Genomic DNA, 25747 nt, shown 5'->3' on the forward strand with positions numbered 1-25747 from the left:
GCTTTAGGGCATCCGCCCGATGCCGTCGCACCGCCTTACTCCGCAGCATGAGCCGCACGGCCCGCACGGACGGGGTGCGGAGCACGAGGCGGAGGGCGTGGCGGCATGGGTGGTCCGGCGGTGGTTCGGGTCCTGCGGGACCCGACGGCGGGGCGGTATCTGGCGGGGGTGGTCGTCTCCGGGTTCGGTACGTCGGCGATGTGGCTCACTGCGGGGATCTGGGTCAAGTCGCTGACGGGGTCGAACAGTCTGGCGGCGCTCACGGTGTTCGCGATGTGGGCCCCGGTGCTGGCCGGGCCCGCGCTCGGCGCGCTCGCGGACCGGATGGGCCGGAAGGCGCTGCTGGTCCGGGTCAATCTGGCGATGGCCTGCCTGCTGGCCACACTGGTGCTGGTGGACTCGGGCGGCACGGTCTGGCTGGTCTTCGTGGTGCTGGTGCTCTACGGGGCGAGCGGCGTCCTGCTCGACGCGGCGGAGTCGGCGCTTGTCGCGGGGACCGTGCACGCCTCGCTGCTGGCGGACTTCAACGGGCTGCGGATGACGGCCAACGAGGGTATGAAGCTGGTCGCCCCGCTGGCGGGCGCCGGGCTGTACGCGCGGTTCGGCGGGCCGGCCGTGGCACTGCTGGACGCGGCGACGTGCGCCCTGGCCGCCCTGATCTTCGCCCGGCTGCGGGTACGCGAGACTCCGCGGCCGCCGGTGCGGGCGTGGCGTGGTGAACTCCTCGCCGGGCTGCGGCGGATACGCGCCTCGGCCGTGCTGCGCCCGCTGGTGACGGCGGGGGCGGCGACGATGCTGCTGGCCGGCGTGAACGGGGCCGTGACGTTCGGTTACGTCGATGACGTGCTCGGCCGGACGCCGGAGTACGCGGGGGTTCTCTACGCGGTGCAGGGCGCCGGTTCCGTGGCGGTGGGGCTGCTGGTGGGGCCACTGCTGCGCCGGCTTCCGGAGCGGGTGTTCGCGGCGGGCGGGATGGCGTTGTTCGCGCTGGCGGTGGGCGCGCGGACGCTGCCCCTGGACGGGGTGGCCCTGGCGGCGAGCGCGGCGATCGGGTTCGGCCTGCCGTGCGTGCTGATCGCGACGATGACCGCGGTGCAGCGGGAGACGCCGGACGCGGTGCTGGGGCGGACCGCGGCGACGGCGAGCTCGCTGATGACGGCACCCAACGCGGTGGCTCTGGCGGTGGGGGCGGGACTCGTCGCGGTGGTGGACGTGCGGGTGCTGACAGCGGTCGCCGGGACGGCGGGGTTGCTGGCGGCGGCGCTGCTGGCGGCTGGGGCGGCGCGGTGCCGCACCGCCCCGGCGCCGGCGTCCCGCCCCGCCTCACCCCAGCCGTGAGAGCGCGGCGGCGACCGCCTCCAGGTCCGGGCCCGAGGCGAGTCCCGCGTGGTACAGGCGCAGTTGGTCCGCCCCGAGCGAGGCGGCGTGCGCCGCGTCGCGTTCCAGGGTGCGCGGGCTTCCGCCCATCCCCGTGACGATCCCGAAGCTGGCGGCGCGCACCCCGCCCCGGCCGGCGAACGGCCCGAGCACCGCCGCCCGGGCGCTGTCGGTTCCGGTGCAGGGCAGCACCACGCCGTCGGCCACAGCGAGGATGTGGTCCGTCTCGACGCCGACGTTGGCCCCGGTGCGGTACGGGACGGGGTCGGCGTGCAGCAGCACCTGGAAGCCGGGCGGGGCCGCGTCCCGTACAGCGGCGACGGCCGCCTCCTGGAACGTGCGGGCGATCCGGCCGCGCCACCGCCAGGTGGCGTCCGCGCGCTCGGGCCCGAGCAGCTTCTCGATGCCCTCCCGGCCGGACTCCGGGGAGCCGGCGCCGGACCAGGCCGGCTCCAGGGCGCGGCGGACGGCGGCGGCCAGGTCGCCGGGGTCGGCGCCCGCCTCCCCGTACCCCTCACGGCACACCGGGCAGAAGCAGAGCGACATCAGGTACTGCGCCGCCTCGCCGAGGCCCACGCCGGCGACCTTGTCGTGGGCGTGCAGATGGGCGAAGCCGTACCAGCCGCAGGACTCCAGTTCGGTCCCGCGTGCGCCGGGCCTCGCGGCGGCCTCCGCCGCGAGGTCCACGAGGTAGGCGCGCACGGCGGGGCGGGCGATGCAGGGGGCCCAGGGGTAGCGGTCCCCGTAGGCGTTGACCACCGAGGTGTCCGGGTGCTCCGCGCCGAGCCGCGTGCTGTGGGCGAGGACCACCCAGCTGTGCACCTGAAGACCGGCGGCGGCCAGCGCGCCCGCGGCCTCCCCGTACGGATCGTCGCCGGCCGTCCAGCTCTGCCGGTACGGGGCGAGGGTCCGCCCCGCCCAGCGGTCCGGGTCCGGCGGATAGAGGACGGCGGCGTGCTCGGCGGTGACGACGCGGTGGGAGGGGTGGCGAGGGGTCAGGGCCCGGGTGGAGTGGTAGGCGGAGGCCAGGGTGACCTGCTGGACGCCGAGGTCCGCGATCCGGGCGGCGGCGTCCGGGTCCCCGACGACGTCCCACGGATAGAGGAAGACGCCCGCCTTCACGCCCGGTCCCCCGCCCGGCCCGCCGGGGAGGCTTGTTCCTGGGACACATGCTCCCGGGACGTGTGCTCCGCCAGCAGGGCGCGGCCACTCGCGATGATCTCGACGAGGTCCTTGACGTGGGCGGCCGGCGGTTCGGTGAGCGGGGTGCGTACCTCGCCGACATCCAGGCCCTGGAGCCGGACACCGGCCTTGACCAGGGAGACGGCGTACCCGCGGCCCTTGGCGCGCAGTTCGACGAGCGGCCGGTAGAAGTGGTCGAGCAGCCCGTCGACCAGAGCGTCGTCGCCGGAGGCCAGGGCCCGGTAGAAGGCGAGGGCGATGTCCGGGGCGAAGGCGAAGACGGCGGAGGAGTAGAGGGTGACGCCGATGCCCCGGTAGGCGGGGCCGGTGAGTTCGGCGGTGGGCAGTCCGTTGAAGTAGAGGAAGTCGCCGTCGGGCCGGTGGGTGCGGACCGCGCTGACGATGCGCTGCATGAGGTCGAGGTCGCCGTGGCCGTCCTTGAGCCCGATGATGCCGGGGGTGCGGGCCAGGGCGACGACCGTCTCGGGGGTGAAGATCGCGTTGTCGCGCTGGTAGACGATCGTCTCCAGGCCGGTGGCCGCCGCGAGCGCCGCGTAGTGGTTCAGCAGCCCTTCCTGGTCGGCGACGACGAGGTAGGGCGGCATGGCGAGGAGTCCGTCCGCACCGGCCTCCTCGGCGGCCCGCGCGTACTGGACGGCGAGCGCCGTGCCGTAGCCGGCTCCCGCGAGAACGGGGACCTGTCCGGCCGCCTCCCCGACGGCGGCGGCGACCGTGAGGCGGAACTCCTCGGGAGTCAGCGCATGGAACTCACCCGTGCCGCAGCAGGCGAAGACCGCGGCGGCTCCGGCGTCGATCCCGGCCCGGACATGGGCGCGGAAGACGGCGAGGTCGACGGTGCCGTCCGGCCCGAACGCGGTCACGGGGAAGAAGAGCGGCCCGGCGACTTCGCTGAGCCGGGCGGCGAGGGGGGCTGAGGTCACGGGCGCTCCCTGAGCGGATTCAGGCGTACACAATTCTGACCGGTGTCCATATTTCTGAACACCGCAACGCTAAGGCAGCCTCCAACGGCAGGTCAAGGCGGACGCGGACTCTTGATTCGGGCCCTTGACGCACCTCACCCGCCCTCCTTAGCTTGTCCACGCATGTGAATGTCGGCCAGGATCGCGCACTGCGCCCGCGTACGCCCCGAGGAGACCCCCGTATGACCGCTCCCCGTACCGTCCTGCTCACCGGCGCCGCAGGCGGTCTCGGCACCCTGATGCGAGGGCTGCTGCCCGCGTACGGATACGACCTGCGGCTGTTCGACCTGGTCCCGGTGGAGGGCGCGCCCGAGGCGGTCACCGCCGACCTGAACGACCGGGAGGCACTGCGCGAGGCCGTGCGCGGGGCGGACGCGGTCATCCATCTGGCGGGCATCTCGCTGGAGTCCACGTTCGACAAGATCCTCCGCGCCAACATCCAGGGCACGCACCACCTCTACGAGGCGGCCCGCGAGGAGGGCGTCCGGCGCATCGTGTCCGCCTCCTCCAACCACGTCATCGGGCACACTCCGCGCCCGGCTCCGGGCGATTTGCCGATCCCCCTGGACGCCCCGCGCCGCCCCGACACCTTCTACGGGCTCTCGAAGTGCTTCGGTGAGGACCTGGCCCAGCTCTACTGGGACCGGTACGGGCTGGAAACGGTCTCGGTGCGCATCGGGTCCTGCTTCCCCGAGCCCACCTCGGTGCGGATGCTGTCGGTCTGGATGAGCCCCGGCGACGGCGCACGGCTGTTCCACGCGGCCCTCACCGCCGAGGACGTCGGGCACACCGTCGTCTACGGCTCCTCCGCCAACACCCGCCTGTGGTGGGACCTGGAACCGGCGCGGGCGCTGGGCTACCGGCCGCTGGACGACTCGGAGCCGTACGCGGCGAGGCTCGTCGCCGAGCAGGGCGAGCTGAACCCGGACAACCCGGCGCACGCCCGCGTGGGAGGCCACTTCGCGACCGACCCGCCGATCTGGCCGCACTGAGCCGCCCGGAAGCGACGCACCGGGCTCGGGCGGAAGCCTCGGCGGGGGTCGGGCGGCAGCTGCGGCGGGGGTCGGGCGGACAAGTTCCTGGCGGGGTGGCCTCGGGCGACGCCCAGTTGGTGACGGCGCGCTGGACCGGTGCGTACCGGCACGGCAACGAGGGCACCGCCCGCGACCACCCGCGCAACCGCCGCTGAGGGCACGTCGACGACCATGGCCCGGACGGCCGAAGGCAAGGGAACGGCAAAGCCGGGTCGTTCGTTACCCCGTGCATGACCGCAATGACCTCCGGCTCGAACATCCCTCTCTCCGCCGCCCGCGTGGCGGTGGACGTCGCCGCTCCGGTGCGGCTCGACGTCTCGGGCCTGCTGCTCACCGCCGACGGCAAGGTGCGCTCCGACGACGACTTCATCTTCTACAACCAGCCCTCGGGCACCGGCGTGACCTACCGCTCCGGCGGGGGCTCCGCGCCCGACGCGATCGTGGTGGACACCGCGGCCGTCCCGCCGGGCATCGAGAAGATCGTCGTCACCGCGAGCCCGGACGCCGCGGGCCAGACCTTCCAGGGCATCGAGCCCACCGCCACCGTGCGCAACGCGGACGACGGCAGCGCGCTCGCCACCTTCACTCCGCCGCGGCTGGGCGCCGAGACGGCGCTCGTGGTCATCGAGATCTACCGGCGCAACGGCGTCTGGAAGGCCCGCGCGGTCGGCCAGGGTTACGCGAACGGGCTGGCCGGGATCGCCACGGACTTCGGCGTCTCGGTCGAGGAGCCCGCGACCCCGGCCGCCCCGCCGATGCCAGCGACCCCCGCCCCGGTCGCCGCCCCCGTCGACCCGCGGATCGCCCCGCCCGCTCCCCCGGCGGCCCCCGCCGCACCGACCGGCTCCGGGAAGATCAACCTGGACAAGGGCCGGGTCAACCTCCAGAAGAACCAGACCGTGTCCCTCGTCAAGGGCGGCGCCCCGCTGCTCTCGCGGGTCAGGATGGGCCTGGGCTGGGAGCCCGCGTTCCGCGGCAAGGACATCGACCTGGACGCGTCGGTGATCGCCTACGGCCCCAACCGCAACCACCTGGACAGCTGCTACTTCGGCAAGCTGTCCATCCTGAACGGGTCGATCAAGCACTCCGGCGACAACCTCACCGGTGAGGGCGCGGGCGACGACGAGGTGATCATGGTGGACCTCGGCCGGATCCCCGCCGAGGCGACCGGTCTGGTCTTCACGGTGAACTCGTTCACCGGCCAGAAGTTCAACGAGGTGGCCAAGGCCTACTGCCGGCTGATCGACGACGCGTCCGGCGAGGAGCTGGTCCGCTTCGACCTCACCGGCGCCGAGCCGCAGACCGGGGTGATGATGGCCAAGCTCATCAAGCAGTTCACCGGCGAGTGGGAGATGACCGCGATGGGCGAGTTCGTGAAGTCGCGCACCGTGCGGGGCATGGTGAAACCCGCCGCCAAGTCCCTGTAGCCGCCGTGGGCCCCGCCGGAGGGCCGCAACGGAGTCCGGGGCGCCTGAAGTGATTCAGGCGCCCCGGATCCGGAGAGGGCGGACGCTGCTCGTGCTCGTCTCGCGTCTCAGAGCTTGGTCAACTTGGAGTACGGGCTCAGGATCCTTCCCTGTCGCCCCGAGAAGTCGATGAGGACTGCGTCGTTGTCGCCCTCGACAGCAAGAATCCTGCCGAGCCCGAACTGGTCGTGCGACACCCTGTCGCCCACATCGAAGCATTCGACCGGTGGGGCCTCCTGGGCCGGGCGGTTGAAGGGACTGGAAGGCAGGTGACGCCGGGATCCGGCTGACTGTTTCATTACGTCGAGTATGCGCCCTGCGAAGGCCCGACGCCATGCCCGCCGGGGCCCGGGGCCCCAGACGTGCCGGATTCGTAATCAGCGCTCACCACGGCCAGTCAGCGCTTCCTCCCGTCTCCAGCAGCGGAACCATGCGGAACGCGGCGTCGGAAAGACCCCCGAACGTGTGGCGGTTTCCATAGCCGGACGGGGCGTGGCAGAGCCGGTATCCGGCCAGATTCCAGGTAGGGGCGGGCACCGTGTCCGGAACGCTCCGGGTCGCGTCGCCACGGCGCGTGCACGCGACCTGCTCGTCGGTGACGATGAGTAGCCGCTCGTGGTCCCGGTAGTGCCGCCGCGCCGCCTCCGCCGTGTTCGTGCCGACCAGGTCACCGAAGCGGTCCAGGACCCGGAGTACGGACTCGCCCCCGTGGAAGCCACCGGCGCGCTGGTCGTGCCGAACCGCACCGGGTCCGCGTCGCCGGGCGCCGGTGGCCGGCCGGCGCCGAGGAGAACGCCCCGGCGCGGCGAGGGGTGTCATGTTCAGGCCGAACCGCCCGCGCGGGAGCGGGCCTTGAACGCCGCCTTACGGGCGTCCTTGGCTGCCTTCCTGTCGCTGTGCAGCCGGCCCATGGCCTCCAGCACCTCGGCGGTGGCCGGGTGGTCGACGCGCCAGACCTCGTCGAAGAATCCGCTGTGCTGCGCGGAGAGCCCCTCGATCAGGCCCTGGAGCTCGTCCAGCTCGCCGTCCGCGTCCAGTTGGGCGGCGATCGTGTCGATGGCCAGCCAGAAGATCATGTCCTCCGGCGGGGCGGGCACGTCGGCCGCGCCGCGCTCCGCGAGCCAGACGCGGGCCAGGCCGCCCAGCTCCGGGTCGCCGAGCACCGCGCGTACGGCGGGCTCCGCCTCGGGGCCGGCCAGGGCGAGGGCCTGCTGGCAGTGGAGGCGGCGCAGCGGCGCGCCCTCGTCCGTGCCGCGCGCGGCGGCCAGCAGCTCGGCCGCCGCGGCTACCGCGCCCTCCGCGCCGTACCCCGCGAGCCAGAGCTTGACCTCGGCGCGGGCGGCGGACTCCGGGTAGTGGGCGATGCCGTCGAGGAGGACGTCGGCGCCCTTGCCCGCGAGGTCGCCGACGGCGGGGGCGTCCACCCCGGCCTCCAGCATCCGGGCCCGGATGCCGTACAGGCCGAGAGGGGTGAGCTTGACCATGCCGTACCGGGTGACGTCCTCGTCGTCGGCCCCGGCGGCGGAGGCGGAGGCGTCCGCGGATTCGCCCTCCTCGACCAGCAATGCCTCGTCGACCGGGCGGTATTCGACGATCCCGATGGGTTCGAGGAGCCGGAACTGGTCGTCGAGGCGCATCATCGCCTCGGACACCTGCTCCAGGATGTCGTCGGTCGGCTCTCCCATGTCGTCGGGAACGATCATCGACGCGGCGAGGGCGGGCAGCGGTACCGGTCCTTCGCCCGCGCCGTTGTCCGCGAGGGTGAGCAGGTAGAGGTTGCCGAGGACGCCGTCGAGGAACTCCGCCTCGGCCTCCGGGTCCCAGTCCAGGGCGTCGAAGTCGATGGAGCCGTCCTCGCCGACGAGGTCCGCGAAGTCGTCCAGGACGGGCGCGGTGGCGTCGGCGTGCACGGCGTCCAGGCCATCCAGCCAGATGGACAGGACGTCCTGCGGGGAGCCGCCGGTGAGCAGGGCCAGGTTCTCGCCCGTGGTGACGGTGCCCTCGCCCTCGCCGTCCATGCCCTCGTCGCCCTCCCCCTCCTCGGGGTCGGTGACGTCGAGGAGACCGGTGTCCACGGCGAGCCGCCAGGCCTCGCTCGCGTACGCGGCGCCGTCCTCGTCGGCCGGGAGGGCGAGGTGCTCGGCCGCCGCGGGCAGCTGATCCTCGACGAGTTCACCGCCGGCCCCGACCCGGGTGTCGGGGCCCGCCCACCGGGCGAGCTTGACGGCGCGGACGAACAGCGGAGCGGCAAGCACGTCCCGTGCCAGTTCGGCCTCGGTGTTCAGCCGCACCGGCGGCAGGGAGGGGCGCTCTGCGGACATCGGGGGTTCTCCTCGGTGCGTGCTCGGGGCATACGGAGTGCGTACGCGGTTCAGCCGCCCAAGCCTAGACGCAATGCGCCGCATGCCGCCCGCCGCTTCGCCGCACACGGTCCGCCGCGCCCGCTATCCGACCGCGCCCGGTTCCATGCCGAGCACGGGGGTGTAGCGGCGCACGCCGCCGCCGGTCATGCCCGGGTACTTCCTGACGCGTTCCCAGAGCGGGGACGGTGAGCCGACTCCCTCGCCGGGTGCGGCGAGGGCCGCGATGTGGTGCTCGGCGCTCTCCCACTCGGCGTAGTTGAGGACCCGGGCGCCGTCGGTGCTGACGTGGAAGTGCGCGGCGATGCCGCCGGCGGGCAGTTCGGCCTCTTCGCCGAGCGCCTCGAACACGGCGTCCACCCAGGCGCGTTGGCGGGCAGGGTCGGGCCCGTCGAACACGGCGTCCACGATGACGACGCAGCCGGTCTCCCGGGTGTCGCCCTCGGCCCGCAGTCCGGAGCGGTACAGCTCGTAACTGTGCGGTCCGAGGCGTTCGACGCCGGGGACGGCGGCGTCGATCTCGGCGTTGCGGACGTCACGCCCCTGCCGCACGAAGTCCTGGTAGGCCTGTTCGCCGGTCCACTGGGAGTAGTGCAGCAGGGTCACGCCGTCCTCCCCCGCGTGGACGCTGTAGGAGAGCAGCCCGGGGTGCGGCCAGTCCCGGCTCTCCCAGGCCTTCCGGATGGCGTCGACGGCCTCCCGCTGCCGCTGCGGTGTACCGACGTTCCAGGTGCTGGCCTTGGCGACCCGGGCGTCGGTACGGGCCGGGTCGGGACGGTCGGTGATGTGCGTGGTCATGGCGGTGTTCCCCTCGTCACGCGCGCCGGTCGGCGCGTCGTGACCATCACGGTGGCACCTCAAGTCCGGTCGAGGTCAAGGCCGTTCCGCCGGACGGCGCCCGCGTCCGTTCGCCCAGGGCGTGAGCGGCCCCGGGTGCGGTCCGAGGCGGCCGGGGAAGGGTGGGGGCATGACCCTCTCCGTGGCGCACCTGAGCGACCCGCACCTCACGACCGGTCCCGGGGCGGCGGGCCCCGCCGCCGGCTTGCGGGCCGCCCTGCGCCGGGTGCTCGCCCTGGACCCGCTCCCGGACTGCGTCGTGATCACCGGTGATCTCACCGAGCACGGGGAGCCCGGCGAGTACGCGGCCTTCCTGCTGCACGTCCTGCCGGAGGGACCGCCCGGCTCGGACTGGGTCACCCATACCGTGCCCACAGCCGGAGCCGCGCCCGACCGCTGACGCCGCCACCGGGTCCGGCCGAGCTCCCGCGCTCCCGCGCCGGACCGCCGGACCCGCCGTGTCAGGAGCCGAGTTCGGTGCGCCAGGCCGTCGTGTTCAGCTCGTCCATCAGGCGGATGTCGTGACCCTCCAGCGGGAAGACCCGTGCCGGGAGACCGGGAGCGGCGGAGATCTCCAGGGCGTCACCCTCGATGAGATCGCCGCCCTCGGGGGTGGAGACCCAGGCGAGGATCGACCTGACGGTACCGCCGGGGTCCAGCAGGAGCTTCTTCGGGCCCGGGTCGCCGCCGAAGTACGAGCCGTCCTCGTTGACCTCGACGGGGAGGGGCCGGCCGTCCTGGCCGAGGGCGCGTATCCAGGGGTAGCCGTCGACGGCGTAGGGATTACGGCCGCAGTTGGTGAGGGTGAGCACGACGGCCCGGTGCATCATTCCGGTCTCCACCGGGCCCATGTCCACCACGGCCCCGGAGGCGGGGCACTTCCCGGGCGGGGCGGGAGTCGGTCCGGTCCGCGCCGACTCACCGTAGGCGGGCGCGGGGGCCGGGGGCAGTGTCTCGGCGCGGACGATGCCGGAGCGGGGCGCGGAGGCGGACGGGGCGGGGTCCGGTTCCTCGCCCTCGCCGGCCGGGACGAGGAATCCGGAGCAGCCGGTCAACGCGGTCAGCGCCCCCGTCAGCAGCACGGCAGAGGCCCGTCTCCGCACCCGTGCGCACACACTCATGGTCATGATCATGCCCCCGCCCCTCGCCACGACCCGTCACCGCGGCCCGTCGTCCGTGCGGTCGATCATGTCAGAAGGGGTGCCGGAAACAGCCGCCTCCCCCACGGACTCTTCAGCATCCCTTGCCGGTCTCCCCAAGAAGATCTAAGTAGACCTACACCGTTGTGGGAGCCGACACTGCGGACATGACCGCCACCGCACCGCGCCCCTTCGGCCGCGCACTCTGCGCCATGATCACGCCCTTCACCGCCACCGGGGCGCTGGACCCGGACGCCGCCCGTGCGCACGCCGCACGCCTGCTGGCGGAGGGCTGCGACGGGATCGTCCTCAGCGGCACCACGGGCGAGTCCCCCACCACGACCGACGCCGAGAAGTCCGCCCTGCTGCGGGCCGTCCGGGCGGAGACCGGCGACGGGGTGCCGCTGCTCACCGGCGTCGGGGGCCCGGACACCGCACGGACCCTGCGCCTGGCGCGGGAGGCCGAGGAGGCGGGCGCGGACGGACTGCTGGTGGTCGGCCCGTACTACAGCCGCCCGCCGCAGGCCGCCGTCGAGGCGTACTTCCTGCGGGTCGCGGACTCCACCGGCCTGCCGCTGATGCTGTACGACATCCCCGGCCGCACCGGCGTCCCGATCGAGCCGGAGACCCTGCTGCGGCTGGCGGAACACCCGCGCGTCGTGGCGGTCAAGGACTGTTCCCACGACCTGCTCGGCGCGACGAAGGTGATGGCCCGCACCTCGCTGGCGTACTACTCGGGCTGCGAGGAGCTGAACCTGCCGCTGTACGCGGTGGGTGGCGCGGGGTACGTCAGCACGGTCGCGAACGTGGCCCCGCGCCAGGTACGGGCGCCGCTGGACGCGTTCGACGCGGGCCGCACCGACGAGGCGGCCCGGCTCAACGGGCTCACGGTGCGCCTCACCGAACTGATGATGGCGAGCGGCCTCCCCGGAACCGTCACCGTGAAGGCGCTCCTGGAGGCGGGCCCGGTCCGGGAACCGCTGCAGCCCGCCGGGCGCGGGGCGACCGACGGGCTGCGCGAAGCGTACGAGGAGCTCCTCGCGGCCTAGGGAACGGGTCAGTTGTGGGCGTGCAGGACGTCGTTCAGGCCGCCCCACACCGCGTTGTTCGGGCGGGCCTCGACGGTGCCGGTGACCGAGTTGCGGCGGAAGAGGATGTTGGAGGCGCCGGACAGCTCGCGGGCCTTGACGACCTGGCCGTCCGGCAGCGTGACCCGGGTGCCGGCGGTGACGTACAGACCGGCCTCGACGACGCACTCGTCGCCGAGCGGGATCCCGACGCCCGCCTCCGCGCCGACCAGGCAGCGCTCGCCGATGACGATGCGGACGTTGCCGCCGCCGGAGAGGGTGCCCATGGTGGACGCGCCGCCGCCGATGTCGGAACCGTCGCCGACGACGACGCCCGCGGAGATCCGGCCCTCGACCATGGAGGTGCCGAGCGTGCCCGCGTTGAAGTTGACGAAGCCCTCGTGCATGACGGTGGTCCCGGCGGCGAGGTGCGCGCCGAGCCGGACCCGGTCGGCGTCGGCGATGCGTACGCCCTTGGGGGCGACGTAGTCCGTCATCCGGGGGAACTTGTCGACCGAGGTGACCTGGAGGTGCAGGCCCTCGGCGCGGGCGTTGAGCCGCACCCGCTCCAGGTCGTCGACGGCGACCGGGCCGAGCGAGGTCCAGGCGACGTTGGCGAGCAGCCCGAACAGCCCGTCGAGGTTCTGGCCGTGCGGCCGGACGAGCCGGTGCGAGAGCAGGTGCAGGCGCAGGTAGGCGTCGTGCGCGTCGAGCGGCTTGTCGTCGAGCGAGGAGATGACCGTGGACACGGCGACGACCTCGACGCCGCGTCGGGCGTCCACGCCCAAGGCCCTGGCGGCGCCCTCGCCGAGCCGGTTGACGGCCTCGTCCGGGCTGAGGCGCGTCGTACCGGCCGGGCCGGGGTCGGAGGTCAGCTCGGGGGCGGGGAACCAGGTGTCGAGGACGGTGCCGTCACCGGCGACGGTGGCGAGGCCGGCGGCGACGGCGCCGGTGGTGCGGGCAGAACCCTGGGAAGTCGTGTCGGTCATGAACAGCAACCTAACCGGCCGGGGCCCGCTCGGGCGAACCGGTCTCAGCGTGCGCCCTCTTCCCGCCACCCGCGCCCGCTCCCCCGGTGCGGGCAGCCGCCGCGCCCCCGGTGCTGTACCCGGTCGCGGGCATCGGGGCGAGCGTGCGCGAGGCCCTGGAAGCGGTGCGCCGCGCGGCGCACCGAGCGGGACACCCTCGGTGTCCTCGGCCCGGACACCCGCGCCCTCGGCCCGGACACCCGCGGCCCGTCGGCTCAGGCGCCGCCGTCCACGATCCGGGAGAGCATCTCGCGGGTGTACGGCGCGTCGAACGTGCCGCCGGTGAGCAGCACCTGGAGGCAGACGCCGTCCATCAGCGCGACGAGGGCCCGCGCGGTCTCCGGGTCGGTGCGCCGGGACAGCAGCTCGACGGCCTCCTCGGTCCACTCGGCGGCGACGGGGCGCAGCACGGGGCGGCGCAGGGCCGCGAGGTACAGCTCGTACTCCAGCTCGATCGCCCCGCGTTCGCCCGCGAACCACCGGCCCAGCAACCGTGTCAGCTCCTCCGCGAGACCGGCGGAGCCGGCGGGTGACGCCAGGGCCTCGCTGCCGCGCAGGGCCCGCACGAAGTTCTCGTTGCACCGGCGCAGGGCGGCGACCAGGAGCTCGTCGAGGGAGCGGAAGTGGTACGTGGTCGAGCCGAGTGGCACATCGGCCTCGGCGGCCACGGTGCGGTGGCTGAGGCCGGCCATTCCGTCGGTCTCGATCACGCGCAACGCCGCGTCGACGATCCGCACCCGCCGCCCGGGGTCGTACCGCCGGGCCATCAGTGCGCCCCTCCCAGGTTGAGGACGACGACCCCGGCCACGATCAGGGCGATGCCCGTGATCTTGACCAGGCCGCTGGACTCCCCCAGGAACAGGATCCCGATGAGGGCGACGGCCGCGGTGCCGACGCCGGCCCAGATGGCGTAGGCGGTGCCCACGGAGAGCGTCTTGAGGGTCTGTGCGAGGAGGGTGAAGGCGATGAGGTAGCCCACCACGGTGCCGAGCGAGGGCCAGAGGCGGGTGAAGCCCTCGCTGTACTTCATGGCCGTCGTCCCGGCCACCTCCGCCGCGATGGCGGCGGCCAGCAGGCCGTATGCGTATCCCATGTGTACGACTGTACCCAACGTTGCGTACGACTGTACATATCATCTGCCCACGTCAAGGACGCTACGGTGTGCCGACCGACCACACGGCCCGTTACCCGGGCCGACGACACGACGGAGACGCAGTGGCGCAGGACGCAGGGTGGGGCGGCGGCCCGTACGGGGGCGCACCTCACGGTGGGGGGCCCTTCCACGGGGGCGCGCAGGGACCGGGCGGCGGCTGGCACGGCGGGTGGGCCGCACCGCCCAAGCCCGGGGTGATACCCCTGGCGCCGCTGAGGATCTCGGACATGCTCAGCGGCGCCTTCTCGACGCTCGGCCGTTACTGGAAACCGCTGATCGGAATGGCTCTGACGCTGTTCGGCGCGGCGACGCTCGTGATGATCGCCGCGCTGGCGGTCGCCGCCTCCGCCGTCGCGAGCCAGTGGGACGAGCTGACATCCGACTCCGCGGGATCCCCCGACGCGTCGGAACTCGTCCCGCTGGGCATCGCGTTCGGCGTACTGATGATCATCGGCGTCATCGTCTACCTGCTGGCGTCGGCCGTGGTGCAGGCGGCGGTCCCCGCGGTCCTCCAGGAGGCCGTCCTGGGCCGCCCGGTCACCTTCGGCGCCGTCTGGAGCCATGCCTGGTCGCGGGTCTGGTCCATCTTCGGCACGGTCTTCCTGACCGGGCTGATCATGATCGTCCCGCTCGTCCTCTTCATGGCCGCCTTCGCCGGGATGATGATCTACCTGGTCTCGCTGGGCGACGAGAAGGCCGTCGTGCCGCTGATCGTGACCGGCCTCATCGGCACCCTGCTCATCGCCCCCGTGGCGATCTGGCTCTGGGTGCGCTTCTCCCTGGCCCCCACCGTCGTGGTCTTCGAGAACCAGCGCCCGTTCGCGTCCCTGCGCCGCTCGGCCCAGCTGGTGCGCGGCAGCTGGTGGCGGGTCTTCGGCGTCGGGCTGCTCGCCTACGCGCTGGCGTCCATGATCGGCTACATGATCCAGATGCCGTTCCAGATGGTCGGCCTGCTCCCCGGCATGTTCGACCCGGCGGAGGTGGACGCCGACCCGAGCGGCGGGGAACTCATCGCCCTGTTCGGCGGCTTGATGGTGCTGTCGTTCGTCAGCCAGATGATCGCCCAGCTGTTCACGGCGATCTTCCCCCCGCTGGTCGTCGGCCTGCTGTACGTCGACCTCCGGATGCGCAACGAGAACCTGGCCCCCGTCCTGGCCGAGGCGGCGGCGACGACGCTGCCCGAGCAGTACGGGCCTCCGCCGACCGCCCACGTCTGAGCACGCGGGGGGCCGGGCCCGGCTCAGTCGGTCAGGGTCCGCTTGGGGCGCAGCACACAGAACTCGTTGCCCTCCGGATCGGCCATCACCACGAAGGTGGCGTCCGGCCCCTGCCCGACGTCCACCCGCCGGGCGCCGAGCGCGAGAATCCGCTCGACCTCGGCGTCCCGGTCGTCGGGGGTCAGATCGATGTGCAGCCGGTTCTTGCCGGTCTTCCCCTCCGGCACGGCGAGGAAGCACATGCCCGGCAGCGCGGTCTCGTGGGCGCCGATGACGATCTCCTCCTCGTCCTCGAAGAGCACCTGCCAGTCCAGCACCGCGCTCCAGAAGCGGGCGACGAGCGGCAGGTCGTGAGCGTCGACAGCGATGTGGTACATGGAGACGGCCATGCCCGCCAGTGTGCCTGGCGGGCATGGCCGTTCACAACTCCGGAACGTGTCGGGACGTCAGAACCGCCCCGCGGGGCGTGTCGGATGCCGGAACCGCCCCCGAGGGAAGGAAGTGTCGGAACCGTCCGGGAACGTGTCAGACGTTGAACCCCAGCGCGCGGAGCTGCTCGCGTCCGTCGTCGGTGATCTTGTCCGGGCCCCACGGCGGCATCCAGACCCAGTTGATCCGGAGCTCGTTGACGATGCCGTCCGTGGCGGACTTCGCCTGGTCCTCGATGACGTCGGTCAGCGGGCAGGCCGCGGACGTCAGGGTCATGTCGAGGGTGGCGATGTTGGCGTCGTCGACGTGGATGCCGTAGATCAGGCCCAGGTTGACGACGTCGATGCCCAGCTCGGGGTCGACGACGTCGTACAGCGCCTCGCGGACCTCCTCCTCGGAGGCCGGCTTCATGGTCACGGTCTCGTTGTCGTTGTCGCTCATGCGGTCTTCCCTTCGGACAGCGCCTTGGCCGTCGCGTCCTTCCACGCCATCCAGCTCAGCAGCGCGCACTTGACCCGAGCGGGGTACTTGGAGACACCGGCGAACGCGACCGCGTCCTCCAGCACCTCCTCCATCGCGTCGTCCGGCTCCAGCTGGCCCTTGGACTGCATCAGCTCCAGGAAGGCGTCCTGGATCTTCTGCGCCTGGGACAGCTCCTTGCCGACGAGCAGCTCGTTCAGCACGGAGGCGCTGGCCTGGCTGATGGAGCAGCCCTGGCCCTCGTAGCTCACGTCGACGATGGTCTCGCCGTCGTACTTCACCCGGAGCGTGATCTCGTCGCCGCACGTCGGATTGGTGTGGTGCACCTCGGCGTCGCCGTCCCGCAGGCCACGCCCGTGGGGGTGCTTGTAGTGGTCCAGGATCACTTCCTGGTACATGGATTCCAGCTTCACCGTTACGCCCTCAGCCGAAGAAGTTCCGAACGTGCTCCAGACCGTCCACCAAGGCGTCGACCTCGGCGGGCGTGGAGTACAGATAGAACGACGCTCGCGTCGTCGCGGGAATTCCGTACCGCAGGCAGACCGGGCGGGCGCAGTGGTGGCCGACCCGGACGGCGATGCCCAGCTCGTCGAGGACCTGACCCACGTCGTGCGGGTGGATGTCGCCGAGCGTGAAGGAGATCGTGGCCCCGCGGTCCTCGGCCGTCGACGGGCCGATGATCCGCAGGTCCGGGACCTCCAGGAGGCGCTTCACCGCGTACTCGGTGATCGCCTTCTCGTGGTTGTGGATCTTCTCCATGCCGATCGCCGAGAGGTAGTCCACGGCCGCGCCGAGGCCGACGGCCTGGGCGATCGGGGGCGTACCGGCCTCGAACTTGTGCGGCGCGGGGGCGTACGTCGAGGAGTGCATCGACACGGTCTCGATCATCTCGCCGCCACCGAGGAACGGGGGCAGGTCCTCCAGGAGCTCCTGCCGTCCCCACAGCACGCCGATGCCCGTCGGACCGACCATCTTGTGACCGGTGAAGGCAACGAAGTCGGCCTGGAGCGCCTGCACGTCGAGCACCATGTGCGGGGCCGCCTGCGAGGCGTCGATGCAGACCAGCGCGCCTACCTGCTGGGCGCGGCGGATGATCTGCTCGACCGGGTTGACGGTGCCCAGGATGTTGGAGACCAGCGTGAAGGAGACGATCTTCGTCTTCTCGGTGATGATCTCGTCGATGTTCGACAGGTCGAGCCGGCCGTCGTCGGTGATACCGAACCACTTCAGCTTCGCGCCGGTGCGCTGCGAGAGCAGCTGCCACGGCACGATGTTGGAGTGGTGCTCCATCTCCGTGGTGACGATCTCGGTCTCGCGGTCCACCCGATAGGGCTCGTCCGCCCAGCCGAGCATGTTCGCCACGAGGTTCAGCGACTCCGAGGCGTTCTTCGTGAAGATCACCTCGTTGCGGCTGGGTGCGTTGATGAAGGCGGCGACCTTGTCGCGGGCGCCCTCGTACAGCGCGGTGGCCTCCTCGGCGATCGTGTAGACGCCGCGGTGCACGTTCGCGTTGTGGCGCTCGTAGTACGTGTTGAGCGCGTCGAGGACCTGGCGCGGCTTCTGCGAGGTCGCCGCGGAGTCCAGGTAAACGACCTTCTTGCCGTCGTGGACCGTGCGGTCCAGGATCGGGAAGTCCTTGCGGATCGCCTCGGTGTCGAGGAGGCCGGTGAGCCCCTGTCGGGCGTCAGTCACGCTGAAGCGCCACCCTTCGTGTAGGCCTCGTAGCCCTCGTTCTCCAGCTGGTCGGCCAGCTCGGCGCCGCCGGAGGCCGCGATGCGGCCGCCCGCGAAGACGTGCACGAAGTCGGGCTTGATGTACTTGAGGATGCGGGTGTAGTGCGTGATCAGCAGGGTGCCGACCTCGCCGGACTCGCGGACCCGGTTGACGCCCTCGGAGACGGTCTTGAGCGCGTCGACGTCCAGGCCGGAGTCGGTCTCGTCCAGGACGGCGATCTTCGGCTTGAGGAGCTCCAGCTGGAGGATCTCGTGGCGCTTCTTCTCACCACCGGAGAAGCCCTCGTTGACGTTGCGCTCGGCGAAGGACGGGTCCATCTGGAGCCCGGCCATCGTCTCCCTGACCTCCTTGACCCACGTACGCAGCTTGGGGGCCTCGCCGCGGATGGCGGTGGCGGAGGTGCGCAGGAAGTTGGAGACCGAGACACCGGGGATCTCGACCGGGTACTGCATGGCGAGGAACAGGCCGGCGCGGGCCCGCTCGTCGACGGACATCTCCAGGACGTCCTCGCCGTCCAGGGTGACCGTGCCACCGGTGATCGTGTACTTGGGGTGACCCGCCAGCGAGTACGCGAGGGTGGACTTGCCGGACCCGTTGGGGCCCATGATGGCGTGGGTCTCGCCCTGCTTCACGGTCAGGTCGACGCCCTTGAGGATCTCCTTCGTGGCGTTGTCGGCCTCGACGGTGACGTGCAGGTCGCGGATTTCAAGCGTTGCCATGGGTGACTCAGGACTCCTGGGTGACGGAGACGAGCACATCGTCCCCTTCGATCTTTACGGGGTATACGGGGACGGGGCGCGTCGCGGGAAGACCGGACGGCTTGCCGGTGCGGAGGTCGAACGACGATCCGTGCAGCCAGCACTCGATCGCGCAGTCCTCCACCTCGCCCTCCGAGAGGGAGACGTTCGCGTGCGAGCAGATGTCGTTGATCGCGAACACCTCGCCCTCGGTGCGGACGACGGAGACGGGTGTGCCGTCGAGCTCCACCCGCTTGGGGGTGTCGTCCTCCAGCTCACTCAGCGCACAGGCTTTGACGAAGGCCATCAGACGGACGCCTTCAGCTCGGTCTCGATCTTCTCGAGCAGACGCGCTTCGACGTCCGGCAGACCGATCTGCTGGACCAGTTCGGCGAAGAAGCCGCGCACGACGAGACGGCGGGCCTCCTCGGCCGGGATACCGCGGGACTGGAGGTAGAAGAGCTGCTCGTCGTCGAAGCGGCCGGTCGCCGAGGCGTGGCCGGCGCCGACGATCTCGCCGGTCTCGATCTCCAGGTTGGGCACGGAGTCGACCCGGGCGCCGTCGGTGAGGACGAGGTTCCGGTTCATCTCGTAGGTGTCGGTGCCCTCGGCCGCGGCCTGGATGAGGACATCGCCGATCCAGACGGCGTGCGCGCCGTCGCCCTGGAGAGCGCCCTTGTACACCGCGTTGGACTTGCAGTGCGGGGTGTTGTGGTCGACCAGGAGGCGGTGCTCCTGGTGCTGGCCCTTGTCGGTGAAGTACAGGCCGAAGAGCTCCGCCTCGCCGCCGGTGGCCGCGTAGGCCACCCGGGGGTGCAGACGCACGACGTCGCCGCCGAAGGTGACGACGATCGACTTGAAGGAGGCGTCCCGGCCGACCAGCGCGTTGTGCTGGCCGACGTGGACGGCCGTGTCGTCCCAGTCCTGGACCGAGACGACGGTCAGCTTCGCGCCGTCGCCCAGCACGTAGTCGACGTTGGCGGCGAGCACCGCGTCACCGGTGTGGTCGATGACGACGACGGCCTCGGCGAAGGCGCCCAGCTCGATGAGCTGGTGGCCGTAGGCGACGCCGCCCTCGCCGTGCACGGCGATCCGGATCGGCTCGGTGAGCACGGCTTCCTTGGCGACCGTGACGACCGAGGCCTGCTCGAAGGAGCTGTACGCCTGGGCGGCGACCCGGTCCACCGGGGTGCCGGCCTTGCCGAGCCGGGAGTCGTCGCGGCCGACGGTCTCGACCGTGACGCCCTCGGGGGCCTCGATGGCGACCTTCACCCCGCTGCCGGTGGCGACGGCGGTGCCGTTGTGCAGCCCGCGCAGTCGGTCCAGCGGCGTGAAGCGCCACTCCTCCTCGCGGCCGTGCGGGACGGGGAAGTCCGCGACGTCGAAGGACGGGGGTGCGCTCATGCGGGTGGCGACGGTCGACTCGGCGGCCACCGCGATGGAGCCGGCGGTGGTGGAGCCCGCCGGAGTGTTCTGAGCCTCAGCCATGGCTGTCGTAGTGCTCGCTTTCTTAAGTCAAGAACTCGGGGGATTCGGTGGGGCGGGGACGGCCGCGGACGGCCGTCCCGGTGGTCCTCGGGTGAGGACCTAGCCGACCGAACCCTCCATCTGCAGCTCGATCAGCCGGTTGAGCTCCAGGGCGTACTCCATGGGCAGCTCCTTGGCGATCGGCTCGACGAAGCCGCGCACGATCATCGCCATGGCCTCGAACTCGGTGAGTCCGCGGCTCATGAGGTAGAAGAGCTGGTCCTCGGAGACCTTGGAGACGGTCGCCTCGTGGCCCATCGACACGTCGTCCTCACGGACGTCGACGTAGGGGTAGGTGTCCGAGCGGGAGATCGTGTCGACGAGCAGAGCGTCGCAGAGCACGTTGGACTTCGCACCCGGCGCGCCCTCGCCGATCTCGATCAGACCGCGGTAGGACGTACGGCCGCCGCCTCGCGCCACCGACTTGGAGACGATGTTCGAGGAGGTGTTCGGCGCCATGTGGACCATCTTGGCACCGGCGTCCTGGTGCTGGCCCTCGCCCGCGAAGGCGATGGACAGGGTCTCGCCCTTGGCGTGCTCGCCCATCAGGTAGATGGCCGGGTACTTCATGGTCACCTTGGAGCCGATGTTGCCGTCGACCCACTCCATGGTCGCGCCCTCGTAGGCCACGGCCCGCTTGGTGACCAGGTTGTAGACGTTGTTCGACCAGTTCTGGATGGTCGTGTAGCGGCAGCGGCCGCCCTTCTTCACGATGATCTCGACCACGGCGCTGTGCAGCGAGTCCGAGGAGTAGATCGGGGCGGTGCAGCCCTCGACGTAGTGGACGTAGGCGTCCTCGTCGACGATGATCAGCGTCCGCTCGAACTGACCCATGTTCTCCGTGTTGATACGGAAGTAGGCCTGGAGCGGAATGTCCACATGGACGCCCTTGGGCACGTAGATGAACGATCCGCCGGACCACACGGCCGAGTTCAGCGAGGCGAACTTGTTGTCGCCGACGGGGATGACGGTGCCGAAGTACTCCTTGAAGAGCTCCGGGTGCTCCTTCAGCGCGGTGTCGGTGTCCATGAAGATGACACCCTGCGCCTCCAGCTCCTCGTTGATCTGGTGGTAGACGACCTCGGACTCGTACTGCGCGGCGACGCCGGCGACGAGGCGCTGCTTCTCCGCCTCGGGGATGCCGAGCCTGTCGTACGTGTTCTTGATGTCCTCGGGCAGCTCCTCCCAGGAGGCCGCCTGCTTCTCCGTGGACCGCACGAAGTACTTGATGTTGTCGAAGTCGATGCCCGACAGGTCGGAGCCCCAGTTCGGCATGGGCTTCTTGCCGAAGAGCTTGAGGCCCTTGAGCCGCAGCTTCAGCATCCACTCGGGCTCGTTCTTCTTGTCGGAGATGTCGCGGACGACAGCCTCGGACAGACCGCGCTTCGCCGCCGCGCCTGCCGCGTCGGAGTCGGCCCAGCCGAATTCGTACGTACCCAGACCCTCGAGCTCAGGGTGGGCAGTCTCCGTGGGGAGCGTCATGCGGGGTTCCTCCCGGCCGTGCTTGCAGATGCTGAATGGGTGGTCTGTGGGGGTGGAGCGTGGCCACTTCGCGGCACATAGGTCGTGCACACACCATCGCCGTGGGCGAGGGTGGCCAGACGCTGCACATGGGTCCCGAGGAGGCTGGAGAAGAACTCCGTCTCCGCCTCGCACAGCTGTGGGAACTGCTCGGCGACGTGCGCCACCGGGCAGTGGTGCTGGCACAGCTGCTCGCCCTGCTGCGGGCCCGGCGCGCTTCGCGCCATAGCAGCGTACCCGTCGGCCGACAGAGCCTTGGCCAGGGCCTCGGTGCGCCCTGCGGGCGTCGCGGCCTCGACCGCGGCGCGGTACGTCTCGCCCACCGCGGCCATCCGGGCGCGGGCGAAGGCGAGGACCGCCTCGTCGCCCCCGGACTCGGCGATGAAGCGCAGGGCGTCGGCGGCCAGCTTGTCGTAGGACTGGTCGAAGGCGTCCCGGCCGAAGTCCGTCAGGGCGAACACCTTGGCGGGCCTGCCGCGGGTCCGTGCCCCGTAGACCCGCTGTTCGCGGGCCTCGACGACCTCGTCGGAGACGAGGGCGTCCAGGTGGCGGCGGACGGCGGCCTGGGTGAGGCCGACGCGCTTGGCGAGGTCCGCGGCGGTGGAGGGGCCGTGGTCCAGGATGGAGCGCGCGACCCGGTTGCGCGTCGAACGCTCACCGGTCGCGAGTTCCTCCTGAGGAGCCCGTCCGTCGTATTTCACAACACCATTGTTGCGTAATTCATTCGACTCTGACAACCACGGTCCGGAACGATCAACGGTGCGGTTCGTCACTTAGGGTTACCTAATCTGGCCCCGGGAACCGCGCCCTTCAGGACGCCGCCTAGACTGCTACGCCATGGAGAACGAGCCCGTCGTACAGGTCAAGGGCCTGGTGAAGCGGTACGGCACGAAGACCGCGGTGAACGGCCTCGATCTGATGGTCGCGACCGGCGCGGTGACCGCCGTCCTCGGCCCGAACGGCGCCGGGAAGACCACCACCGTCGAGACCTGTGAGGGCTACCGCCGCCCCGACGCCGGCACCGTACGGGTCCTCGGCCTCGACCCGGTCGCCGACGCGGAGCGGCTGCGTCCGCGGATCGGGGTGATGCTCCAGTCCGGCGGCGTCTACTCCGGTGCGCGCGCCGACGAGATGCTCCGCCACATGGCCAAGCTGCACGCCCACCCCCTCGACGTGGACGCCCTGATCGAACGCCTCGGCCTAGGCGACTGCGGCCGGACCACCTACCGAAGGCTCTCCGGCGGCCAGCAGCAGCGTCTCTCCTTGGCCATGGCGGTCGTCGGGCGGCCCGAGCTGCTCTTCCTGGACGAGCCGACCGCCGGGCTCGACCCGGGGGCCCGCCGCTCCACCTGGGACCTGGTGCGCGAACTGCGTGCCGACGGGGTGTCCGCGGTGCTGACCACCCACTTCATGGACGAGGCCGAGGCGCTCGCCGACGACGTCGCGATCATCGACGCGGGCCGGGTCATCGCCCAGGGCAGCCCGGAGGCGCTCTGCCGGAACGGCGCGGAGAACACCCTGCGCTTCACCGGACGCCCCGGCCTCGACCTCGGCTCGCTCGTCAAGGCCCTGCCCGACGGCTCCGGGGCCGCCGAGCCGCTGCCGGGGACGTACCGGATCACCGGGTCCATCGACCCGCAGCTGCTGGCCACGGTGACCTCCTGGTGCGCCCAGCACGGCGTCATGCCCGAGGGCATCTCCGTGGAGCGGCACACCCTGGAGGACGTCTTCCTCGAACTGACCGGCAAGCGACTGGCCGGCAAGGAGCTGCGCGCATGAGCGCCGGTACGTACACCCCGCGCCCCGGCGCGGCCCCGCTCCCCCGGATGATCGCCGCGCAGACCGCGCTGGAGACCCGGATGCTGCTGCGCAACGGCGAGCAGCTGCTGCTGACGGTGATCATCCCGACGCTGCTGCTGGTGCTGTTCAGCGCGGTCGACATCGTGGACACCGGCCCGGGCGCGTCGGTCGACTTCCTGGCCCCGGGAATCCTGGCACTTGCCGTGATGTCCACCGCCTTCACCGGCCAGGCCATCGCCACCGGCTTCGAACGCCGCTACGGGGTCCTCAAGCGGCTCGGGGCCTCTCCGCTGCCCCGCTGGGCCCTGATGACCGCGAAGACGCTGTCGGTACTGGTCACCGAGGTGCTCCAGATCGTGCTGCTGGCCGTCATCGCCCTCGCGCTCGGCTGGTCGCCGCAGGGCAATCCGTTCGCCGTGCTTCTGCTCCTCGTCCTGGGGACCGCCGCGTTCTCCGGGCTCGGACTGCTGATGGCGGGGACGCTCAGGGCGGAGGCGACGCTCGCCGCCGCCAACCTGGTGTTCCTGCTGCTGCTGGTCGGCGGCGGGGTCATCGTGCCGCTGGACAAGTTCCCGGACGCGGTGCAGTCGATGCTGGGGCTGCTGCCCGTATCGGCGCTCTCCGAGGGGCTGCGGGACGTCCTCCAGCACGGTGCGTCGATGCCGTGGGCCGAGGCCGGGATCCTCGCGGTATGGGCGGCGCTGGGGCTCGGCGCGGCGGCGAGGTTCTTCCGCTGGGAGTAGGCCCGGCCGGGGTGAGCAGTGGGGACGTGTCCGGGCAACCGGGCACGAACCCACCCCTCGTGAAAACATGCACAAACCCCGCCCTACGATGGTCCGCGTGGAAACCCCCATCTCCCTCATCGCCAAGCGCTGGACGCCGTCCACCCAGGTGGTGAAGCGCGCCGCGCTCTCCGCCGTCATGATGAGCGTCTTCATCATCGTCACGGGCGGGGCCGTCCGGCTCACCGGTTCGGGCCTCGGCTGCGACACCTGGCCCAAGTGCACCGACGACAGCCTGTTCGCGACGCCCGAGCAGGGACTGCACGGCGCGATCGAGTTCGGCAACCGGATGCTGACCTACGTCCTGTCGGCCGCGGTCGGCTGGGCGATCATCGCCGTCAGCTCACTCAAGCCCCGCCGCCGCAAGGTGACCCGGCTGGCCTGGTCGCAGTTCTGGATCGTCCTGAGCAACGCCGTCCTCGGCGGGATCACGGTCTGGGCGGGCCTCAACCCGTGGACGGTGGCCGGGCACTTCCTGCTGGCCAACGTGCTCCTCGCGGTCACCGTGATCACCTGGGTGCGGGTCGGTGAAGGCGACGGCCCGCCGCGCCCCCGGACTCCGCTGCCGGTACGGCGCCTGGCCTGGGCGATCGTGGCGACCACCGTGGTCCTGATCGTGCTGGGCACCTCGGTGACCGGTTCCGGCAAGCACGCCGGCGACAGCAGCGACGTACCGCGCATGCCGTGGGACTGGTCGGCCGCCGCCCATGTGCACGCCGTCTCCGCCTGGGTCGTCTGCGCCCTGGCCATCGCGATGTGGCTGGCCCTGCGGGTGGTCGACGCGCCCGCCGACACCCGGGCCCGCGCCCGCGACCTGCTGATCGTGCTGCTCGCCCAGGGCGCGATCGGGTACGTCCAGTACTTCAGCGACGTCCCCGAGATCCTGGTCGGCGTCCACATGTTCGGCTCGGCCATCCTGTGGATCGCCGTGATCCGGCTGGTGCTGAGCATGCGCGAGCGCGGCGACGAGGCACCCGCCCCGCTGCCCGGCCCGTCCGCCGAGCAGCCGGAGACGACACCGGCGACGGCGGTCTGACGACGGACATCGGTACGGGAGGGGCGGCGGGCCGGGTGCCCGCCGCCCCTCCCGTACGTCGTGCGGTACGTCGTGCGGTACGTCGTGCGGCGTGGCCGTACGCCGCGGCTCCTCACCCTGGTCCGTACACCCGGCGCGCGTCACCCGATCCGATCCTCGTGGCGACGCGGGCCGCGCCGTGGCGGTTCCGGTCGACCAGGCCGGCCTCGGGAACGTGTGGGTCATCCGGGGCTCCCCGCGAAGGCGTGCGCACGCACGGCCCGACGGGGCCCGCGTGTCAGATGTTGCCCGGCGGCGCCGCGAGCGGCGCGCTCGCCTCAGCGGTCGTTGGAGGGGCCGCCGACCTGGATCCCGGCCATCCGGGACCACTCGTACGGGCCGGTGCGGACCTTGAGCGCGAACTCGCCGTCGAACTCCTCGTGCGTCGTGATGCCGGACTTCCGCGCCGCGTTCTCGGCCACCGCGTAGGTCGGGGCCACCAGGTCGCCCCAGGCGCCGTCCTCGCCGACCAGGACGATGCGGGTGCCCGCCTCGCCGATGTAGGCGAGCTGTCCCTCCGCGCCGCCGTGCTCCTTGGCGAAGACGCCGATCTGGTGGGCGAGCTTCGCCGCCCTGCGTTCGGCGCGCGCCGCCTTCCTGGCGTCCGTGCGTGAGGTCTGCCCGCTGTCGCTCGCGTCTGCTGCCGTCTCTGCCATGAACAGGATGCTACCGACGGGTAGATGAACTGGCGACGGGCGGGGGGGGGGGGGGGGGGGCCCCCCCCCCCCCCCCCCCCGGGGGGGGGGGGGTGCGGGGGGGGGGGGGCCCCCCCCCCCCCCCGGACAACAAAAGAAAAAAACGGAAAGACACGGGGGGTGGAAA

The 25747-nt window shown here is 71.8% G+C and carries 27 protein-coding genes and 2 pseudogenes; 9 read left to right on the forward strand and 20 right to left on the reverse strand.

Annotated elements, in window-relative coordinates; genetic code table 11:
* Positions 1-105: 105 nt before the first annotated feature.
* Complete coding sequence (locus ACZ60Q_RS32650; RefSeq protein ID WP_469641183.1) at positions 106-1338, forward strand: MFS transporter; 1233 nt, start codon at positions 106-108, stop codon at positions 1336-1338.
* On the opposite strand, the gene ACZ60Q_RS32655 is transcribed toward ACZ60Q_RS32650, so the two are convergent.
* Together ACZ60Q_RS32655 and ACZ60Q_RS32660 are read right to left on the reverse strand one after the other, a co-directional pair.
* Complete coding sequence (locus tag ACZ60Q_RS32655; RefSeq protein WP_469641184.1) at positions 1324-2499, reverse strand: hypothetical protein; 1176 nt, start codon at positions 2497-2499, stop codon at positions 1324-1326. The two genes, ACZ60Q_RS32650 and ACZ60Q_RS32655, sit on opposite strands and share 15 nt — an antisense overlap.
* Positions 2496-3500, reverse strand: a complete 1005-nt coding sequence (locus ACZ60Q_RS32660) for a 5-dehydro-4-deoxyglucarate dehydratase (RefSeq protein ID WP_469641185.1) — start codon at positions 3498-3500, stop codon at positions 2496-2498. The genes ACZ60Q_RS32655 and ACZ60Q_RS32660 overlap by 4 nt, the downstream gene beginning before the upstream one ends.
* 221 nt (positions 3501-3721) lie before the next feature.
* On the opposite strand from ACZ60Q_RS32660, the gene ACZ60Q_RS32665 reads away from it, so the two are divergent.
* Positions 3722-4531 carry an NAD-dependent epimerase/dehydratase family protein gene (locus ACZ60Q_RS32665; RefSeq protein WP_469641186.1) on the forward strand — a complete coding sequence of 270 codons (810 nt, stop codon included), beginning with the start codon at positions 3722-3724 and terminating at the stop codon, positions 4529-4531.
* A gap of 272 nt (positions 4532-4803) precedes the next feature.
* Positions 4804-6000 carry a TerD family protein gene (locus ACZ60Q_RS32670; protein WP_469641187.1) on the forward strand — a complete coding sequence of 399 codons (1197 nt, stop codon included), beginning with the start codon at positions 4804-4806 and terminating at the stop codon, positions 5998-6000.
* Between the two features lie 107 nt (positions 6001-6107).
* Here the strand turns inward: ACZ60Q_RS32670 and ACZ60Q_RS32675 are convergent, their stop codons facing one another.
* The 4 genes and pseudogenes from ACZ60Q_RS32675 to ACZ60Q_RS32690 form a co-directional block, all read right to left on the reverse strand.
* The gene (locus ACZ60Q_RS32675; protein ID WP_003969918.1) at positions 6108-6338 is read right to left on the reverse strand and encodes a hypothetical protein; all 231 of its coding nucleotides are present in this window, start codon (positions 6336-6338) and stop codon (positions 6108-6110) included.
* A gap of 85 nt (positions 6339-6423) precedes the next feature.
* Positions 6424-6800, reverse strand: a pseudogene (locus tag ACZ60Q_RS32680) (TROVE domain-containing protein); the annotation flags it as partial.
* 60 nt (positions 6801-6860) lie between these two features.
* Complete coding sequence (locus tag ACZ60Q_RS32685; RefSeq protein WP_469641188.1) at positions 6861-8360, reverse strand: hypothetical protein; 1500 nt, start codon at positions 8358-8360, stop codon at positions 6861-6863.
* 123 nt (positions 8361-8483) lie between these two features.
* The gene (locus tag ACZ60Q_RS32690) at positions 8484-9197 is read right to left on the reverse strand and encodes an antibiotic biosynthesis monooxygenase (RefSeq protein ID WP_469641189.1); all 714 of its coding nucleotides are present in this window, start codon (positions 9195-9197) and stop codon (positions 8484-8486) included.
* Between the two features lie 169 nt (positions 9198-9366).
* On the opposite strand from ACZ60Q_RS32690, the pseudogene ACZ60Q_RS32695 reads away from it, so the two are divergent.
* Positions 9367-9546, forward strand: a pseudogene (locus tag ACZ60Q_RS32695) (metallophosphoesterase); the annotation flags it as partial.
* A gap of 151 nt (positions 9547-9697) precedes the next feature.
* On the opposite strand, the gene ACZ60Q_RS32700 reads toward ACZ60Q_RS32695, so the two are convergent.
* Positions 9698-10357, reverse strand: coding sequence for a DUF4232 domain-containing protein (locus tag ACZ60Q_RS32700; protein WP_469641190.1), 660 nt, complete (start codon positions 10355-10357; stop codon positions 9698-9700).
* A gap of 185 nt (positions 10358-10542) precedes the next feature.
* On the opposite strand from ACZ60Q_RS32700, the gene dapA reads away from it, so the two are divergent.
* Complete coding sequence (gene dapA, locus ACZ60Q_RS32705; RefSeq protein ID WP_469641191.1) at positions 10543-11424, forward strand: 4-hydroxy-tetrahydrodipicolinate synthase; 882 nt, start codon at positions 10543-10545, stop codon at positions 11422-11424.
* A gap of 8 nt (positions 11425-11432) precedes the next feature.
* Here dapA and dapD read toward each other — a convergent pair whose 3' ends face one another.
* The 3 genes from dapD to ACZ60Q_RS32720 form a co-directional block, all read right to left on the reverse strand.
* On the reverse strand, positions 11433-12431 hold the full coding sequence (dapD, locus tag ACZ60Q_RS32710) for a 2,3,4,5-tetrahydropyridine-2,6-dicarboxylate N-succinyltransferase (RefSeq protein WP_469641192.1): 999 nt from the start codon (positions 12429-12431) through the stop codon (positions 11433-11435).
* Between the two features lie 254 nt (positions 12432-12685).
* Entirely contained in the window at positions 12686-13237 is a 552-nt protein-coding gene (locus ACZ60Q_RS32715; RefSeq protein WP_469641193.1) for a TetR/AcrR family transcriptional regulator, read from the reverse strand.
* Positions 13237-13563 (reverse strand): DMT family transporter, encoded by a 327-nt coding sequence (locus tag ACZ60Q_RS32720; RefSeq protein WP_003969900.1) that lies wholly within the window; start codon positions 13561-13563, stop codon positions 13237-13239. Before ACZ60Q_RS32720 ends, ACZ60Q_RS32715 begins: the two co-directional genes overlap by 1 nt.
* 287 nt (positions 13564-13850) lie before the next feature.
* Between ACZ60Q_RS32720 and ACZ60Q_RS32725 the strand changes: the two genes are divergently transcribed.
* A complete protein-coding gene (locus tag ACZ60Q_RS32725) occupies positions 13851-14840 on the forward strand; it encodes a DUF7847 domain-containing protein (RefSeq protein WP_469641194.1) in 990 nt (329 codons plus the stop codon).
* A 23-nt stretch (positions 14841-14863) separates the two neighbouring features.
* Here ACZ60Q_RS32725 and ACZ60Q_RS32730 read toward each other — a convergent pair whose 3' ends face one another.
* The 9 genes from ACZ60Q_RS32730 to ACZ60Q_RS32770 all read right to left on the reverse strand — a co-directional run bounded on the left by ACZ60Q_RS32730 (position 14864) and on the right by ACZ60Q_RS32770 (position 21969).
* Entirely contained in the window at positions 14864-15229 is a 366-nt protein-coding gene (locus ACZ60Q_RS32730) for a VOC family protein (RefSeq protein ID WP_469641195.1), read from the reverse strand.
* 136 nt (positions 15230-15365) lie between these two features.
* Entirely contained in the window at positions 15366-15710 is a 345-nt protein-coding gene (locus tag ACZ60Q_RS32735) for a metal-sulfur cluster assembly factor (protein WP_469641196.1), read from the reverse strand.
* On the reverse strand, positions 15707-16162 hold the full coding sequence (gene sufU, locus ACZ60Q_RS32740; RefSeq protein ID WP_469641197.1) for a Fe-S cluster assembly sulfur transfer protein SufU: 456 nt from the start codon (positions 16160-16162) through the stop codon (positions 15707-15709). The genes ACZ60Q_RS32735 and sufU overlap by 4 nt, the downstream gene beginning before the upstream one ends.
* A 10-nt stretch (positions 16163-16172) precedes the next feature.
* Positions 16173-17441, reverse strand: a complete 1269-nt coding sequence (locus tag ACZ60Q_RS32745; RefSeq protein WP_469641198.1) for a cysteine desulfurase — start codon at positions 17439-17441, stop codon at positions 16173-16175.
* Positions 17438-18202, reverse strand: coding sequence for a Fe-S cluster assembly ATPase SufC (gene sufC, locus ACZ60Q_RS32750; RefSeq protein WP_469641199.1), 765 nt, complete (start codon positions 18200-18202; stop codon positions 17438-17440). The genes ACZ60Q_RS32745 and sufC overlap by 4 nt, the downstream gene beginning before the upstream one ends.
* A gap of 7 nt (positions 18203-18209) precedes the next feature.
* Entirely contained in the window at positions 18210-18527 is a 318-nt protein-coding gene (locus ACZ60Q_RS32755; protein ID WP_014156911.1) for a bifunctional 3-phenylpropionate/cinnamic acid dioxygenase ferredoxin subunit, read from the reverse strand.
* Complete coding sequence (gene sufD / locus ACZ60Q_RS32760; RefSeq protein WP_469641200.1) at positions 18527-19708, reverse strand: Fe-S cluster assembly protein SufD; 1182 nt, start codon at positions 19706-19708, stop codon at positions 18527-18529. Before sufD ends, ACZ60Q_RS32755 begins: the two co-directional genes overlap by 1 nt.
* 99 nt (positions 19709-19807) lie before the next feature.
* The gene (sufB, locus tag ACZ60Q_RS32765; protein WP_469641201.1) at positions 19808-21229 is read right to left on the reverse strand and encodes a Fe-S cluster assembly protein SufB; all 1422 of its coding nucleotides are present in this window, start codon (positions 21227-21229) and stop codon (positions 19808-19810) included.
* Positions 21226-21969, reverse strand: coding sequence for a helix-turn-helix transcriptional regulator (locus ACZ60Q_RS32770; protein ID WP_469641202.1), 744 nt, complete (start codon positions 21967-21969; stop codon positions 21226-21228). Before ACZ60Q_RS32770 ends, sufB begins: the two co-directional genes overlap by 4 nt.
* A 136-nt stretch (positions 21970-22105) precedes the next feature.
* Between ACZ60Q_RS32770 and ACZ60Q_RS32775 the strand changes: the two genes are divergently transcribed.
* The 3 genes from ACZ60Q_RS32775 to ACZ60Q_RS32785 all read left to right on the forward strand — a co-directional run bounded on the left by ACZ60Q_RS32775 (position 22106) and on the right by ACZ60Q_RS32785 (position 24886).
* Positions 22106-23047 (forward strand): ABC transporter ATP-binding protein, encoded by a 942-nt coding sequence (locus ACZ60Q_RS32775; protein ID WP_469641203.1) that lies wholly within the window; start codon positions 22106-22108, stop codon positions 23045-23047.
* Positions 23044-23811, forward strand: coding sequence for an ABC transporter permease (locus tag ACZ60Q_RS32780; RefSeq protein ID WP_469641204.1), 768 nt, complete (start codon positions 23044-23046; stop codon positions 23809-23811). The genes ACZ60Q_RS32775 and ACZ60Q_RS32780 overlap by 4 nt, the downstream gene beginning before the upstream one ends.
* Positions 23812-23899: 88 nt before the next feature.
* Entirely contained in the window at positions 23900-24886 is a 987-nt protein-coding gene (locus ACZ60Q_RS32785) for a COX15/CtaA family protein (RefSeq protein WP_469641205.1), read from the forward strand.
* A gap of 317 nt (positions 24887-25203) precedes the next feature.
* Here ACZ60Q_RS32785 and ACZ60Q_RS32790 read toward each other — a convergent pair whose 3' ends face one another.
* Positions 25204-25581, reverse strand: a complete 378-nt coding sequence (locus ACZ60Q_RS32790) for a hypothetical protein (protein ID WP_469641206.1) — start codon at positions 25579-25581, stop codon at positions 25204-25206.
* Positions 25582-25747: the final 166 nt, after the last annotated feature.

It is taken from the genome of Streptomyces sp. NPDC104313 (assembly GCF_055583985.1).

Coding starts and splice junctions, on each gene's coding strand:
- dapD (WP_469641192.1), bottom strand. CDS start 12,431: ATGACCGACACGACTTCCCAGGGTTCTGCCCGCACCACCGGCGCCGTC.
- ACZ60Q_RS32735 (WP_469641196.1), bottom strand. CDS start 15,710: ATGAGCGACAACGACAACGAGACCGTGACCATGAAGCCGGCCTCCGAG.
- ACZ60Q_RS32785 (WP_469641205.1), top strand. CDS start 23,900: ATGGTCCGCGTGGAAACCCCCATCTCCCTCATCGCCAAGCGCTGGACG.
- sufC (WP_469641199.1), bottom strand. CDS start 18,202: ATGGCAACGCTTGAAATCCGCGACCTGCACGTCACCGTCGAGGCCGAC.
- ACZ60Q_RS32675 (WP_003969918.1), bottom strand. CDS start 6,338: ATGAAACAGTCAGCCGGATCCCGGCGTCACCTGCCTTCCAGTCCCTTC.
- ACZ60Q_RS32775 (WP_469641203.1), top strand. CDS start 22,106: ATGGAGAACGAGCCCGTCGTACAGGTCAAGGGCCTGGTGAAGCGGTAC.
- ACZ60Q_RS32670 (WP_469641187.1), top strand. CDS start 4,804: ATGACCGCAATGACCTCCGGCTCGAACATCCCTCTCTCCGCCGCCCGC.
- ACZ60Q_RS32685 (WP_469641188.1), bottom strand. CDS start 8,360: ATGTCCGCAGAGCGCCCCTCCCTGCCGCCGGTGCGGCTGAACACCGAG.
- ACZ60Q_RS32700 (WP_469641190.1), bottom strand. CDS start 10,357: ATGAGTGTGTGCGCACGGGTGCGGAGACGGGCCTCTGCCGTGCTGCTG.
- dapA (WP_469641191.1), top strand. CDS start 10,543: ATGACCGCCACCGCACCGCGCCCCTTCGGCCGCGCACTCTGCGCCATG.
- ACZ60Q_RS32650 (WP_469641183.1), top strand. CDS start 106: ATGGGTGGTCCGGCGGTGGTTCGGGTCCTGCGGGACCCGACGGCGGGG.
- ACZ60Q_RS32720 (WP_003969900.1), bottom strand. CDS start 13,563: ATGGGATACGCATACGGCCTGCTGGCCGCCGCCATCGCGGCGGAGGTG.
- ACZ60Q_RS32755 (WP_014156911.1), bottom strand. CDS start 18,527: ATGGCCTTCGTCAAAGCCTGTGCGCTGAGTGAGCTGGAGGACGACACC.
- sufD (WP_469641200.1), bottom strand. CDS start 19,708: ATGGCTGAGGCTCAGAACACTCCGGCGGGCTCCACCACCGCCGGCTCC.
- ACZ60Q_RS32790 (WP_469641206.1), bottom strand. CDS start 25,581: ATGGCAGAGACGGCAGCAGACGCGAGCGACAGCGGGCAGACCTCACGC.
- ACZ60Q_RS32690 (WP_469641189.1), bottom strand. CDS start 9,197: ATGACCACGCACATCACCGACCGTCCCGACCCGGCCCGTACCGACGCC.
- ACZ60Q_RS32730 (WP_469641195.1), bottom strand. CDS start 15,229: ATGGCCGTCTCCATGTACCACATCGCTGTCGACGCTCACGACCTGCCG.
- ACZ60Q_RS32665 (WP_469641186.1), top strand. CDS start 3,722: ATGACCGCTCCCCGTACCGTCCTGCTCACCGGCGCCGCAGGCGGTCTC.
- sufB (WP_469641201.1), bottom strand. CDS start 21,229: ATGACGCTCCCCACGGAGACTGCCCACCCTGAGCTCGAGGGTCTGGGT.
- ACZ60Q_RS32725 (WP_469641194.1), top strand. CDS start 13,851: ATGCTCAGCGGCGCCTTCTCGACGCTCGGCCGTTACTGGAAACCGCTG.
- ACZ60Q_RS32715 (WP_469641193.1), bottom strand. CDS start 13,237: ATGGCCCGGCGGTACGACCCCGGGCGGCGGGTGCGGATCGTCGACGCG.
- ACZ60Q_RS32780 (WP_469641204.1), top strand. CDS start 23,044: ATGAGCGCCGGTACGTACACCCCGCGCCCCGGCGCGGCCCCGCTCCCC.